General features: G+C 74.5%; 9 protein-coding genes, 2 tRNA genes and 1 pseudogene. 7 read left to right on the plus strand and 5 right to left on the minus strand.

All coding sequences use genetic code 11. The features are described 5' to 3' along the window. Positions 1-63, plus strand: a tRNA-Lys gene (locus ABTY56_RS12775). A gap of 146 nt (positions 64-209) precedes the next feature. Here the strand turns inward: ABTY56_RS12775 and pgi are convergent. After that, positions 210-1,871: a glucose-6-phosphate isomerase gene (gene pgi, locus ABTY56_RS12780; RefSeq protein ID WP_350628700.1), complete on the minus strand. Its 1,662-nt coding sequence runs from the start codon at positions 1,869-1,871 to the stop codon at positions 210-212. A gap of 291 nt (positions 1,872-2,162) precedes the next feature. Further along, entirely contained in the window at positions 2,163-3,746 is a 1,584-nt protein-coding gene (locus tag ABTY56_RS12785) for a Na+/H+ antiporter (RefSeq protein ID WP_350628701.1), read from the minus strand. Positions 3,747-3,930: 184 nt separating this feature from the next. Here ABTY56_RS12785 and ABTY56_RS12790 point away from each other — a divergent pair, with 184 nt between their 5' ends. The 4 genes from ABTY56_RS12790 (at position 3,931) to ABTY56_RS12805 (ending at position 6,725) form a co-directional block, all read left to right on the plus strand. After that, the gene (locus ABTY56_RS12790) at positions 3,931-4,839 is read left to right on the plus strand and encodes an NADP-dependent oxidoreductase (protein ID WP_350628703.1); all 909 of its coding nucleotides are present in this window, start codon (positions 3,931-3,933) and stop codon (positions 4,837-4,839) included. 67 nt (positions 4,840-4,906) lie between these two features. Next, positions 4,907-4,980 (plus strand) — tRNA-Lys (locus ABTY56_RS12795). A 141-nt stretch (positions 4,981-5,121) separates the two neighbouring features. After that, complete coding sequence (locus tag ABTY56_RS12800) at positions 5,122-6,093, plus strand: GlxA family transcriptional regulator (RefSeq protein ID WP_350628705.1); 972 nt, start codon at positions 5,122-5,124, stop codon at positions 6,091-6,093. Then, positions 6,093-6,725, plus strand: a complete 633-nt coding sequence (locus ABTY56_RS12805; RefSeq protein ID WP_350628707.1) for a DJ-1/PfpI family protein — start codon at positions 6,093-6,095, stop codon at positions 6,723-6,725. The genes ABTY56_RS12800 and ABTY56_RS12805 overlap by 1 nt, the downstream gene beginning before the upstream one ends. Here the strand turns inward: ABTY56_RS12805 and ABTY56_RS12810 are convergent. Both ABTY56_RS12810 and ABTY56_RS12815 read right to left on the minus strand, forming a co-directional pair. After that, entirely contained in the window at positions 6,718-7,920 is a 1,203-nt protein-coding gene (locus tag ABTY56_RS12810; RefSeq protein ID WP_350628708.1) for an MFS transporter, read from the minus strand. The genes ABTY56_RS12805 and ABTY56_RS12810 overlap by 8 nt on opposite strands. A 61-nt stretch (positions 7,921-7,981) precedes the next feature. After that, positions 7,982-8,314, minus strand: a pseudogene (locus ABTY56_RS12815) (chitinase); the annotation flags it as partial. A gap of 438 nt (positions 8,315-8,752) precedes the next feature. Here ABTY56_RS12815 and ABTY56_RS12820 point away from each other — a divergent pair. Further along, on the plus strand, positions 8,753-11,959 hold the full coding sequence (locus ABTY56_RS12820) for a S41 family peptidase (RefSeq protein WP_350628710.1): 3,207 nt from the start codon (positions 8,753-8,755) through the stop codon (positions 11,957-11,959). 85 nt (positions 11,960-12,044) lie between these two features. Here the strand turns inward: ABTY56_RS12820 and ABTY56_RS12825 are convergent, their stop codons facing one another. Beyond that, on the minus strand, positions 12,045-12,275 hold the full coding sequence (locus ABTY56_RS12825; protein ID WP_350628712.1) for a hypothetical protein: 231 nt from the start codon (positions 12,273-12,275) through the stop codon (positions 12,045-12,047). A gap of 232 nt (positions 12,276-12,507) precedes the next feature. Between ABTY56_RS12825 and ABTY56_RS12830 the strand changes: the two genes are divergently transcribed. Further along, complete coding sequence (locus ABTY56_RS12830) at positions 12,508-13,314, plus strand: phosphoribosyl-dephospho-CoA transferase MdcG domain-containing protein (RefSeq protein WP_350628714.1); 807 nt, start codon at positions 12,508-12,510, stop codon at positions 13,312-13,314. Positions 13,315-13,321 lie beyond the last annotated feature (7 nt).

Consider the following 13,321-nt stretch of genomic DNA (forward strand, 5'->3'; position numbering starts at 1 on the left):
AGCTCAGTTGGTTAGAGCAGCTGACTCTTAATCAGCGGGTCCGGGGTTCGAGTCCCTGGCGGCGCACAGACAGCCGGAAGGCCCTTCGCGAGAGCGAAGGGCCTTCCGGCGTTTCCGGCTCCGGACAGCTGGCCGGAAACGCGGCCCCGGGGAGAACGGGCGGGAAAGCAGTCCGGGCCGTCCGCTGCGGCGGACGGCCCGGCCGGGGCTCAGCGGCCGCGCAGCGCGCGGTAGCGGGCGACCAGCTCGGCGGTGGAGCTGTCGAGCTGGTCGGCGCCCTCACCGGTGAGCAGCACCGGCTCGATCCGCTTGGCGAGCACCTTGCCCAGCTCGACGCCCCACTGGTCGAAGGAGTCGATGTTCCAGATCGCACCCTGGACGAACACCTTGTGCTCGTACAGGGCGACCAGCTGGCCGAGCACCGACGGGGTCAGTTCGCCGGCCAGGATCGTGGTGGTCGGGTGGTTGCCCTTGAAGGTCTTGTGCGGGACGAGTTCGGCGGGCACGCCCTCGGCCGCGACCTCCTCCGGGGTCTTGCCGAAGGCCAGCGCCTGGGTCTGGGCGAAGAAGTTGGCCAGCAGCAGGTCGTGCTGGGCGACCAGGCCCGGGAGCAGGTCGGCGACCGGCTTCGCGAAGCCGATGAAGTCGGCTGGGATCACCTTGGTGCCCTGGTGCAGCAGCTGGTAGTAGGCGTGCTGGCCGTTGGTGCCGGGGGTGCCCCAGACCACCGGGCCGGTCTGCCAGTCCACCGGGGTGCCGTCGCGGGTCACCGACTTGCCGTTGGACTCCATGTCCAGCTGCTGCAGGTAGGCGGTGAACTTGGACAGGTAGTGCGAGTACGGCAGCACCGCGTGCGCCTGGGCGTCGAAGAACGCGCCGTACCAGACGCCCAGCAGGCCGAGCAGCAGCGGGACGTTCTGCTCCGCCGGGGCGGTGCGGAAGTGCTCGTCGACCAGGTGGAAGCCGTCCAGCATCTCGCGGAAGGCGTCCGGGCCGATGGCGACCATCAGCGAGAGGCCGATCGCCGAGTCGTAGGAGTAGCGGCCGCCGACCCAGTCCCAGAACTCGAACATGTTGGCGGTGTCGATGCCGAAGTCCTGTACGCCCCGGGCGTTGGTGGACAGCGCGACGAAGTGCTTGGCCACCGCAGCGGGGTCGCCGCCCAGGCCGGCGAGCAGCCAGTCGCGGGCGGAGACCGCGTTGGTGATGGTCTCGATGGTGGTGAAGGTCTTCGAGGCGACGATGAACAGCGTCTCGGCCGGGTCGAGGTCGCGGACGGCCTCGTGCAGGTCGGCGCCGTCCACGTTGGAGACGAAGCGGACGTCGAGGTCGCGCTCGGTGTACGAGCGGAGCACCTCGTAGGCCATCGCCGGGCCGAGGTCGGAGCCGCCGATGCCGATGTTGACGACGGCGCGGATCGGCTTGCCGGTGAAGCCCTTCCACTCGCCGCTGCGGACCCGCTCGGCGAAGGAGGCCATCTTGTCGAGGACGGCGTGCACGGCGGGCACCACGTTCTCGCCGTCGACCTCGATCACGGCGCCGCGCGGGGCGCGCAGCGCGGTGTGCAGGACGGCGCGGTGCTCGGTGTTGTTGATCTTCTCGCCGCGGAACATCGCGTCCCGCAGCTCGGCGACGCCGGTGGCCGCGGCGAGTTCGCGCAGCAGCTCCAGCGTCTCGTCGGTGACCAGGTGCTTGGCGTAGTCCACGTGCAGGTCGCCGACCTGCAGGGTGAGGCGGCGGCCGCGCTCCGGGTCGGCGGCGAACAGCTCGCGCAGGTGGGTGTCGCCCAGTTCGGCCCGGTGCTTGGCCAGGGCGCCCCACTGCGGGGTGCGGTCCAGCGGGGTGCGGGCGTCGGCGCGGGTCTCCGACATCGGTGGGTCCTCGATTCATCTGGGTGCAGAAACCGGCAGGGCCAGGCGTGAGGGTGCTTCGCGAGGTCGTGCGGGTACTGGTGGTGCGCCGACTCCGTTGACGGCCTGCCCGGGTTCAGCCTATGCAACCTCGGGGGCGGTCGCGCACATTCCGCCCGGCGGCGGACAACCCGTCACCGCGGAGCGCCCCGGCCCGCCGTCACTTCGACCCCGCACCACCCGGCCCGCCGTCACTTCGGCCCCGCACCACCCGGCCCGCCGTGACATCGCTCCCGCACGGCCGGCCCGCCGTCACTTCCGTTCCGAGCGCAGGTCGAGCCCGCGCAGCACCTGGTCGACCAGTTCCGGGTCGGCGCCCGGCTCGCTGCGGGCGACGAGCATCTCGCGGCGGGACGCGGCGATCATCTCCTGCTCGACGTCCCGGGCGGCCCGCCACTGGGACAGGCGCAGCTTGGCCTCGGCGGCCTCCTCCTCCGCGTAGTTCTCCGGGCAGAGCCGGGCGAGCCGGTCGTGCTGACGGTCCCGCAGCCGGTCGGCGACCTCGGCGGGAAGCCGGTCCAGCTCCTCCAGTTCGCCGAGCCGGGTGAGCCCGGCCTTGGCGGCCCGCCACCAGAGCTGACGGACGGCCTGCTCGTGCTTGTCCTGGTCGATGTCCAGCCGGAGCCGCTTGGCCAGCCAGGGCAGGGTCAGGCCCTGCACCAGCAGGGTGAAGAGCACCACGCTGAAGGCGATGAAGACCAGTCGGCCGCGCTCGGGGAAGCCCGCGCCGGAGTGCACGGTGAGCGGGATGGCGAGCGCCAGCGCGACGGTGGCCACGCCGCGCATGCCGGACCACCAGAGGACCACGCTCTCCTTCCAGCTGAACGGGGTGTCCTCGTCGTCGCCGCTGCGCAGCCTCCGGGACACCCAGCCGGCCGGCAGCAGCCACAGCAGCCGGACCACCACGACGACCGCGATCACCACGGCGGCGTCGCCGATGAAGCCGGTCCAGCCGCGGCCCGCCTCCTTGAGCACGGTGGCCAGCTCCAGGCCGATCAGTCCGAAGGCGACGCCGGTGATCAGGATCTCGACCACCTCCCAGAACGCGTTGCCGACCAGCCGGTAGGAGACGGCCTCGGCGTCGGAGGCCCGCTCGGCGAGGTAGAGCGCGCAGACCACGACGGCGAGCACGCCGGAGCCGTGGATCTCCTCGGCGATGGTGTAGGCGGCGAACGGCACCAGCAGGTTGAGCGCGACCTGCTGGGTCGGGTCGTCCAGGCGCTCGGCGAGCTTGGCGTTGATCCAGCCGAGCACGATTCCGACGACCACGGCCAGCACCGCGGACAGGACGAAGCGCAGCACCGCGTGGCCGACCGAGAAGTCGCCGCTGACCACGGCCTCGATGGCCAGCGAGTAGATGACGATCGCGGTGACGTCGTTGAACAGGCCCTCGCTCTCCAGGATCGACACCAGGCGGCGGGGCAGGCCGACGCTGCCCGCCACCGCGACGGCGGCGACCGGGTCGGGCGGGGAGACCAGCGCGCCGACCGCGATCGCGGCGGCGAGCGGCAGGGCGGGCAGCAGCCAGTGCACCGTGGTGGCCACCACGGCGGTGGTGACCACCACCAGGGCGACGGCCAGCAGCAGGATCGAGCGCATGTTGGCCTTGAAGTAGCGCACCGAGGAGCGCCGGGCGACGGCGAAGATCAGCGGCGGCAGGACCAGCGGGAGGATCAGCTCGGGCTCGATGGAGACGTCCGGGATCTGCGGGACGAGCGCCATGACGATGCCGAGCAGCGTCATCAGGACCGGCTGCGGCACTCCCGTCTTGCGCCCGAGCGGCATGGTGACCACGGAGGCGAGCAGCACCAGGAAGAACAGGGGCAGCTGGCCCACGGGGAGGTTCCTCTCGACGACGGACGGCTGAGCGCCGCCCAGGATAAATCTGACAATGCGCCCATCCGGGAAGACACACCGGCGATGGCTTGACCTCAAGCGCACTTCAGGTCGAAGGATCGGGACCGGTTCACGAGAGCGGTCGAATGGTCGAGCGCCGAACGGTCGAGCAGGGGGAGCAGACATGAAGGCGGTCGTCGTCACGGAGTCCGGCGGTCCGGAGGTCCTGCGGGTCCGGGTGGTGCCCGATCCGGAGCCGGGCCCGGGCGAGGTGCGGGTGCGGGTGTACGCGGCCGGGGTGCAGCCGGTGGACCTGGCGGTCCGGGAGGGGTTTCGGCCGCCGGGGCTGACGGTCGAGCCGCCGTTCGTCCTCGGCAACGAGTTCGCCGGGGTGGTGGACCGGCTGGGGCCGGACAGCGGGGGCTGGCGGGTCGGCGACGAGGTGCTGGGCTTCCGGCTGCTGGACAGTCACGCCGAGCTGGTCACGGTGGCCGCCGACCAGCTGGTGGCCAAGCCGGCCGGGATGCCCTGGGAGCAGGCCGGCTCCCTCTCCGCCTCCGGCCAGACCGCGCACACGGCGCTCACCCTGCTCGGGGTCGGCCCCGGCGACACCGTGCTGGTGCACGGCGCCTCGGGCGGGGTCGGCACGGTGGCCGTCCAGTTGGCCCGCGCCTGGGGCGCCACCGTGGTCGGCACCGCGAGCGAGCGCAACCACGCGTACCTGCGCGAGCTGGGCGCGATCCCGGTCGCGTACGGCGAGGGGCTGGTCGAGCGGGTCCGGGCGGCCGCGCCACACGGGGTGAGCGCCGCCTTCGACGCCGCCGGGCGGGGCGCGCTGGAGGCCTCGGTCGAGCTGGTCGCCGACCGGGCGCGGATCGGGACGGTGGTCGACTTCGAGGGCGCCGCGCGACTGGGCGTCCGGCCGTTGCGCACGCAGCGCACGGCCGCCCGGCTGGCCGAGCTGGTGCGGCTGTGGGAGGCGGGTGGGCTGCGGCTGGAGATCGCCGAGGCCCTCCCGCTGGAGAAGGCCGCCGAGGCCCACCGGCTGGTCGGCACCGGGCACGTCCGGGGCAAGGTGGTGCTGACCGCCTGAGCGGGGGCCACCCCGGGCCGATTGTGTGTTTCGGCCGCTGACCAGGTAATGTTCTCCACGTCAGCAGGCGCCGCTAGCTCAGTTGGTTAGAGCAGCTGACTCTTAATCAGCGGGTCCGGGGTTCGAGTCCCTGGCGGCGCACAGACAGCCGGAAGGCCCTTCGCGAGAGCGAGGGGCCTTCCGGCGTTTCCGGCTCCGACCGGCGGGCCGCCCCGGAGCGGTGGCAGGAAAGGTGGGCAGCAGGTCATTGCTGCCACCCCGACCCGCTGCCAGGCTGGCCGCATGAGAGCACGCAGCGTGCTGGTCGTCCTCTACGAGGGCGTGCAGAGCCTCGACGTGACCGGCCCCGTGGAGGTGTTCACGGGCGCCGGCGCAGCCTCCGGGCATCCGGGCGCGTACCGGGTGGTCACCGCCTCGCCGGGCGGGGAGCCGGTGCGTTGCACCAGCGGGCTGCGGCTGCTGCCGGACGCGGACCTCGCCGAGGTCGGGCCGGTGGACATCCTGCTGGTCCCCGGCGGGACGGGCGCCGAACACCCGGACGGCGCACTGGTGGCGCGGATCCGGGAGCTGGCCGGCGGGGCCGAGCGGGTGGTGTCGGTGTGCACCGGGGCCTTCCTGCTCGCCGAGGCCGGACTGCTGGCCGGGCGCCGGGCGACCACGCACTGGGCGTACTGCGAGGCGCTGGCCCGGCGGTTCCCGGACGTCGAGGTGGTCCCGGACCCGATCCACGTCCGGGACGGGCGCGTCGCCACGTCGGCCGGGGTCACCGCCGGGATCGACCTGGCGCTCGCCCTGGTCGAGGAGGACCTCGGCCGGGAGACCGCACTGCTGATCGCCCGTCACCTGGTGGTCTTCCTGCGGCGGCCCGGCAACCAGGCCCAGTTCTCGACCCAGCTGGCCGCGCAGGTGGCGGCCCGGCAGCCACTGCGCGAGGTGCAGCGCTGGATCGCCGAGCACCCGGAGGCCGACCTGTCGGTCGAGGCGCTGGCCCGCCGCTCGGCGCTGTCGCCGCGGCACTTCGCCCGCGCCTTCGCCGCCGAGGTCGGGGTGACCCCGGGCCGGTACGTGGACGGCATCCGGCTGGAGGCCGCCCGGCGCCGGTTGGAGGACACCGACGACGGCATCGAGGAGATCGCCCGCCGCTGCGGCTACGGCACCCCGGAGGCGATGCGGCGCGCCTTCGTCCGGGCCCTGGCCGCCCCGCCCGCCGAGTACCGACGCCGCTTCCACCCGAGTCACGACGGAGGACACTGATGCGCATCGCCTTCCTGCTCTACGACGACTTCACCGCGCTGGACGCGGTCGGCCCGTACGAGGTGCTGTCCCGGATCCCCGGCGCCGAGGTGGTGTTCACCGCCGCCCGGCGCGGGCCGGTGCGCACCGACATGAGCCTGGCGGTCACCGCGGACGCCGAGCTGGGCGAGGTGGACTCGGCGGACGTGCTGCTCGTCCCCGGCGGGCCGGGCACCCTGGCGCAGCTCTCGGACGGACCGGTGCTGGAGTGGCTGCGGGCCGTGGACGCGACCACCACCTGGACCACCTCGGTCTGCTCCGGATCGCTGGTGCTGGGGGCCGCCGGGCTGCTGGCCGGACGGCGGGCCACCTCGCACTGGGCCTGCCTGGAGGAGCTGGCGAAGTTCGGGGCCGAGCCGACCGGCACCGAGCGGATCGTGACGGACGGCAAGTACGCGACCGCGGCCGGGGTCTCGGCCGGGATCGACCTTGCGCTGTCGCTGACCGGCCGACTGGCCGGGGACCCGGTCGCGGAGGCGATCCAGCTGCTCATCGAGTACGACCCGCAGCCGCCGTACTCGGCGGGTTCCACCGCGACCGCGCCGGCCGAACTGGTCGCCCGGATGAGGGCGAACGGGCTGGCGATCAGCTAGCGGCGGACCGACGCGCCGACGGGAAGGCGTGGCGGCGGGCGCCGACGGCCACCGCGAGGACGGGGAGCATCAGCGCGAGGACCGTCCAGGGCAGGGCGTCGGTGCCGAGTCCGCCCAGGACGACGCCGCCGACCACCCCGCCGGCCGCCATCGCGACGTTCCACAGCGTCACCAGCACGGACTGGGCGGCGTCCGCGTGCTCGCCGCCGGCGTCGCCGAGGGCGGTCTGCAGCAGGGTCGGGGCACCGCCCCAGCCCAGGCCCCAGAGCAGCGCCGCGAGGTACACCGCCGGCGCGCTGCCGGACCCCACCGCGAGGGTGCCCGCCGTCACCGCGACCAGCAGCGCGCCGCCGATCGTCAACTGCCGCAGCCGGCGGTGGATGTGGGCGCCGGTGAGCCAGATGCTCGCCAGCGAGGCCAGGCCGAAGACCAGCAGCACGGTGCCGGTGGCGCCGCCGAGGCCGGCCCGGTCGAGGAGGGGCGCGATGTAGGTGAACAGGATGGTGTGCGCGAGCACGAAGAGCACCGTCACGGTGAGCACCGGCCCGACGCCGGGCACGGTGAGCGCGCGCCGGACGGGCGTGCGCTCACCGTCCGGCTGTCCGGGCTGGTCGGGCAGCAGCGCCGCGATCCAGCCGACCACGCCGACCGCAAGTGCCGTCATGGCCAGGAACGGCACCCACCAAGCGGAGATCCGGCCGAGGAAGGTGCCGATCGGCACTCCGAGCGACAGCGCCACCGGCACCCCCGCCATCGCGACGGCCATCGCACGGCCCTGCTGCTCGACCGGCACCAGCCGACGGGCGTACCCGGCCAGCAGCGCCCAGGCGAGGCCGGCCGCGACGCCCGCGAGGAAGCGGGCGGCCAGGGTGAGCGGGTAGCTGCCGGAGACCGCGGTCACCGTGTTGGCCAGGGCGAAGCCGCCCATGGCGGTGAGCAGCAGCCGCTTGCGGCCCGTGCCGGCGGTGGCCGCGGTGAGCGGGATCGCGGTGACGGCGGAGCCGATCGCGTAGACGGTGACGGTCTGCCCGGCCGCCGACTCGCTGACGCCGAGGGACTCCCCCATGCCGGGCAGCACCCCGGCGGGCAGGGTCTCGGTGAGCGCGGTGACGAAGACGGCGGTGGCCAGGGCGAGCAGTGAGGGGAGCGGAAAGGGCTTGTGGGGTGCGGGGGTCGGGAGCTGTGTGGTCGCCATGGGGACCATGCTCGAACCTCACACGGGTGTCAGGTTCAAGCACGGTCCCGCGGGCGTCGGGTCAGCGGCCGAAGTAGCCGTCGAAGTTCCTGGAGAACTCCCCGCCGCCGAATCGGTCCCAGTTGACGGACCAGGTCATCAGCCCGCGCAGGTTCGGCTGGGCACCCGAACGCGGCACGTACGTCCCACAGTTGGCGAGCCTGGTGAGGCAGTCCAGGGCCTTGTCCACCTCGGCCGGGGCGATGTAGCCGTTGCCCGCGTTGGTGGTGGCCGGCATGCCGATGGCGACCTTGGAGGCCGGCAGCGCGGGGAACACGTTGCCGGCGTTTCCCGCCACCGGGAAGCCCTTGAGCAGCATGTCGGTCATCGCGACGTGGAAGTCGGCGCCGCCCAGGTGCCCTGGCCGTACCAGCCGTGGGTGTAGACGGTGGCGCTGGCCTGGGTGGCGCCGGCGGTGAAGCGTTCCAGGGGCCGAGCGAGCCGGACTCGAAACCGCCGTTGACCAGGAACTCGCCGGCCGAGGCGGCGGGCGCCAGGCCCAGGGTGACGCCGACCAGGGTGGCTGCGGCGACCGCGGAGGCGGTGCCGGCGGCGAGGCCGTTCTCAGGGTTCTGCGCATGCGGGTGCTCCTGCGGTGGCGCGGTCGTGGGGGACGTCCGAGGGCGCGCCGGAGCACGCGCCAGTGGGGGGAACGGCCCGGCCAGGCACCCAAGTTGGACTAGACCACTGAAGTGGATCCGCCGACGCCCTGTCAATGGTCCAGACCGGTTCCGACGCTCTCCCGCGTCCCCTTCCGGTTGCCGGGTGTGACACCCCGTCGAAGGATGGAGGGGTGACCCCGCCCAGCTACCTCCGCCACCCCCACCTGCACGGCGGCCTGCTCACCTTCACCGCCGAGGACGACGTCTGGACCGCCCCGCTGGACGCCGACGGCGCCGTCACCGGCCGGGCCTGGCGGGTCACCTGCGACCGCACCCGGGTCAGCCACCCGCGCTTCTCCCCCGACGGCACCACCCTCGCCTGGACCAGCTGGCTGAGCCTCACCCCCGAGGTGTGGACCGCCCCCGTCGACGGCGGCGAGGCCCGCCGGCTCAGCTTCTGGGGCAGCCAGGACACCCGGGTGCGCGGCTGGCTGCCGGACGGCGAGGTGCTCGCCGTCACCTCCTTCCACGAGCCCTTCGGCCACTACACCTGGGCCCACGCCCTGCCGCCGGACGGCTCCCCCGGCCGCCGGATGCCCTGGGGACCGGTCGGCGACGCCCAGATGAGCCGCGAGCGGACCGTCCTGCTCACCGGCTCCGCCCCGCACGATCCGGCCGCCTGGAAGCGCTACCGGGGCGGTGCCGTCGGCCGGCTCTGGGCGGACGGCGAACAGATCCTGCCCGGCCACACCGGGCACCTCGCCGCCCCGATGCCGGTCTCCGGGCGGGTCGCGTTCCTCTCCGACCACGAGGGCATCGGCAACCTCTACTCCTGCCGCCCGGACGGCACCGACCTGCGCCGGCACACCGACCACGCCTCCTACTACGCCCGCGAGGCCGCCACCGACGGCACCCGGATCGTCTACCAGCACGGCGGAGACCTCTGGCTGCTGGACGGCCTGGACGCCCCCGCCCCGCACCGGCTGACCGTCCCGCTCGGCGGCGCCCGGGCCGGCCGCCGCCCGTACCAGGTCGGCGCCGCGTCCCAGGTCAAGGACCTCGCGTGCGACCAGACCGGCCGGGCCGGGGTGATCACCGTGCGCGGCAGCCAGTACTGGCTCACCCACAAGGACGGCCCGGCCCGCGCGCTCGCCGACACCCCGGGGGTGCGCACCCGGCTGCCGGTGATGCTCGGGCACACCGGCGAGGCGGCCTGGGTCACCGACGCGGAGGGCGCCGACGCGATCGAGGTGATGCCGCTGCCCGGACACGAGGGCGGGGAGAAGCACCGCCACCGGGTCCTCGCCACCGGACGGCTCGGCCGCGTCCTGGAGCTCACCGCCGCCCCCGACGGCAGCCGCCTCGCCGCCGTCGCCTCGGACGGGCGGCTGCTGCTCGTCTCCGCCGCCGACGGCGAGGTGCGCGAGCTGGCCGCCTCCGAGTACGGCCCGGTCTCCAGCGCCCGCTTCTCCCCCGACTCGCACTGGATCACCTGGTCCCAGCCGGTCGCCGGGCGCTCGCTGCGCCGGATCCGGCTCACCCGCACCGAGGCACCCGCGCCCGTCACCGAGGTCACCGACGGTCGCTTCGAGGACGAGCAGCCGGTGTTCACCCGGGACGGCCGCTACCTGGCCTTCCTCTCCTGGCGCGGCTTCGACCCGGTCCACGACGTGCACACCGGCGACCTCTCCTTCCCGGTCGGCTGCCGCCCGTACCTCGTCCCGCTCACCGCCGACACGCCCTCGCCGTTCTCGGCACCGGTGGAGGACGGCGTCCCACGCGGGGACGGCGGCGACGGCACCGTCCGGGTCGAGCCCGCGGGCATCGGCGACCGGCTGCTGCAGTTCCCGGTGATCGCCTCCAAGTACTCGGCCACCGACGCGGTGCGGGGTGGCCTGGTCTGGCTGCGCTGGCCGATCGCCGGCACCCTCGGGCAGACCTTCGCCAGCCCGGAGGACACCTCGGGCCGCCCCTCGCTGGAGTACTTCGACCTGGCCCGGGGCAGCCGCAGCACGCTGGTGGACAAGCTGGACGGCTACGCCGTCTCCGGCGACGGCGGCTCGATCGCCGTCTACTCGGCCGGGACGCTGCGGGTCGTCCCGGTCACCGCCCCCTCCGCCGGCACCAGCGTCGACCTGCGCCGGATCACCCACACCGTGCACCCGGCCGCCGAATGGCGCCAGGCCTACCACGAGGCCGCCCGGATCGTCCGGGACCAGTTCTGGGACGAGCGGATGTCCGGCCTGGACTGGCCCGCCCTGGTCGCCCAGTACGAGCCGCTGCTGGACCGCGTCTGCTCACCCGACGACTTCGCCGACCTGCTGCGCGAACTCCTCGGCGAACTGGGCACCTCGCACGCCTACGTCACCCCGTCCCGGCGCGGCGAGGGGCCCTCGCTCGGCCAGCAGCCGCTGGGCCTGCTCGGCGCCAACGCCCACCGCAGCCCCGACGGGCGCTGGCTGGTCGGCCGGGTGCTGCCCGGCGAGTCCTCCGACCCGCGCGCCCGCGCCCCGCTGGCCGCCCAGGGCGTGCGCGACGGCGACGAACTGCTCTCGATCGGCGGGCGCCCGCTGGACCCGGTGCGCGGACCGCTCCCGCTGCTGGCCGGCACCGGCGGCACCACCGTGGAACTGGCCCTGCGCAGCGGCCCGGACGGCCCGGTACGACGGATCACGGTCACCCCGCTGACCGACGAACGACCCATCCGCTACCAGGACTGGGTGGCCAAACGCCGCTCCCTGGTACGGGAGTTCAGCGACGGGCGGTGCGGCTACCTGCACATCCCGGACCTCGGCGGCTCCGGCTGGGCGCAGTTCAACCGGGACCTGCGGCGCGAACTGGACAAGCCCGCACTGGTCCTGGACGTGCGCGGCAACGCCGGCGGCAACGTCTCCGAACTGGTCCTGGAGAAGCTCACCCGGCACGTCCTGGCCTGGGACTTCACCCGGGACCGCCAGCCGGTCCGGTGGCCGCGGCACGCCCTGCGCGGCCCGCTGGTGGCCCTCGCGGACGAGGCGACCAGCTCGGACGGGGACGTGATCATCGCGGCGATCAAGCTGCTCGGGCTCGGCCCGGTGATCGGCAACCGCACCTGGGGCGGCGTGGTCGGAATGACCGGGCGGCACACCCTCGGCGACGGCACCCAGATCTCGGTGCCGAAGAACGCCTCCTGGTTCGGCGGCGGCCTCGGCTGGTCGGTGGAGAACCGCGGCGTCGAACCGGACGTGCACGTGCTGCGCACCCCGCGGGACTGGGCCCGGGGACGCCACCCCGAGCTGGTCACCGCCGTCCAGCTGGCCCTGGATCTGTTGGAGGACGCGCCCGCCGCGGCGCCCCCGCCGGATTCCACGCCCCGGCCGGACCTGCGGCGCCCGCCGCTGCCACCGCGGGAGCGGTGATCGACGGGGGCGACGGAGACGGCGGGGGCAACAGGGATGGCGGAGGCGACGCGGGGGCCCTGCCAGGCGGCGACGCCGGGGCGTCTCAGTCCCAGGGGTCGCCTTCGGCCGTCATGTTCTCGGCGGCGCGCCGGTCGGCCTCCTCCTGGGCCGTCCGCTCCTGGGCCATCCGCTCCTGCGCGCCCCTGCTCCGCTCGACGTCCTCACCGAACGCGTCGGCGGCCTCGTCGTGGGCGAGCGCGGCCCGCTGGGCGGCGTCCTCGCCGGTGGCCTCGTGGTGCGGCGGCCGGTGGAACAACCTGTCGAAGATGCCCATGACTCCTCCTCCGGAGGGGAATGTCGGACTACCGGGCTGCCCCCACTCTCACACCGTGACCGGGCCGACGCACCTCGGGCCCCGGTTGAGCCCTCGGGCCCCGGTTGAGCCCTCGGGCCCCGGTTGAGCCCTTGGTCCCTGGTGGACGCGCCCAACGGCCGTAGCCGGACGGTGCCCGCCGGGCGCAGGGTGGAGCCGTCGGCCGAACTGACGCCACCGTCTGGAGCCCGCTGTGACCGTCGTACATTCCGGAAGCCACGCCCGGCGCACCGCCGAGGACCCGCACGACGGACCGCGTCGGCGGGTCGGCCCGCTGGCCGCGCTGGACGGGCGGCTGCCCGGCGCGCACGACCTGCTGCTGATGCAGTGCCCCAGCTCGCTGCGGCCCCTCGCGGGCGGCGAGCTGCCGGACTGGGCGCGCGCGGTGCTGCGGGCGCACCCCTGGGTGACGGTCGGCCGGGCGCCCGCCGTGGTCGGCGACCCGGCGGACCTGCCGCACCCGCAACGCTGCACCCGGGACCCGGAGGCCGCGCCCGAGCTCTGGTTCCCGGTCACCGTGCGCGGTCCGCGCCACGGGCAGCGGCTGGACGCGCTGGCGCCCTGGGCGGCGGTGGCCCGGACGCTGCGGCCCGAGCACCTGGCCGGGCGGCGCGAGCGGCTGGCCCCCGAACGGCTCACCGGGATCCCGGCGCTGGCCCTGCTGCCGGAGGTCGGCCGGCTGGTGGCGGACCACCGGATGCCCTGGGGCCCGATCGGCGCGGTCGGCTACGAGCTGGGCAGCGGGGTGCTGGTGACCGGCCCGCTGAGCCCGCTCCGGCTGGTGCTGCGCTCCCCGCAGCCGATCAGCCGGCGCGACGCGCTGCAACTGCGGCGGGCGCTCACCAAGCTGCCGGTGCCCGTGCAGGCCGAACTGGAGACCCGGCACGGCTCGGTGCAGCTGGCCGAGTACGCGGCGGGGGTGCACACCCTCACCCTGCTGACGCCGTACGGCCCCCGGGAGGTCCACGACCCGTGGTTCCCCCGGGGCCCGTACGCGTGAGCCGCCG

The organism is Kitasatospora sp. NPDC097691 (assembly GCF_040302665.1).
GTDB lineage: Bacteria > Actinomycetota > Actinomycetes > Streptomycetales > Streptomycetaceae > Kitasatospora.

Excerpts from the sequence above, each read along its gene's own strand:
- ABTY56_RS12790 (WP_350628703.1), top strand. The coding sequence starts at position 3,931 with ATGAAGGCGGTCGTCGTCACGGAGTCCGGCGGTCCGGAGGTCCTGCGG.
- ABTY56_RS12825 (WP_350628712.1), bottom strand. The coding sequence starts at position 12,275 with ATGGGCATCTTCGACAGGTTGTTCCACCGGCCGCCGCACCACGAGGCC.
- ABTY56_RS12800 (WP_350628705.1), top strand. The coding sequence starts at position 5,122 with ATGAGAGCACGCAGCGTGCTGGTCGTCCTCTACGAGGGCGTGCAGAGC.
- pgi (WP_350628700.1), bottom strand. The coding sequence starts at position 1,871 with ATGTCGGAGACCCGCGCCGACGCCCGCACCCCGCTGGACCGCACCCCG.
- ABTY56_RS12805 (WP_350628707.1), top strand. The coding sequence starts at position 6,093 with ATGCGCATCGCCTTCCTGCTCTACGACGACTTCACCGCGCTGGACGCG.
- ABTY56_RS12810 (WP_350628708.1), bottom strand. The coding sequence starts at position 7,920 with ATGGCGACCACACAGCTCCCGACCCCCGCACCCCACAAGCCCTTTCCG.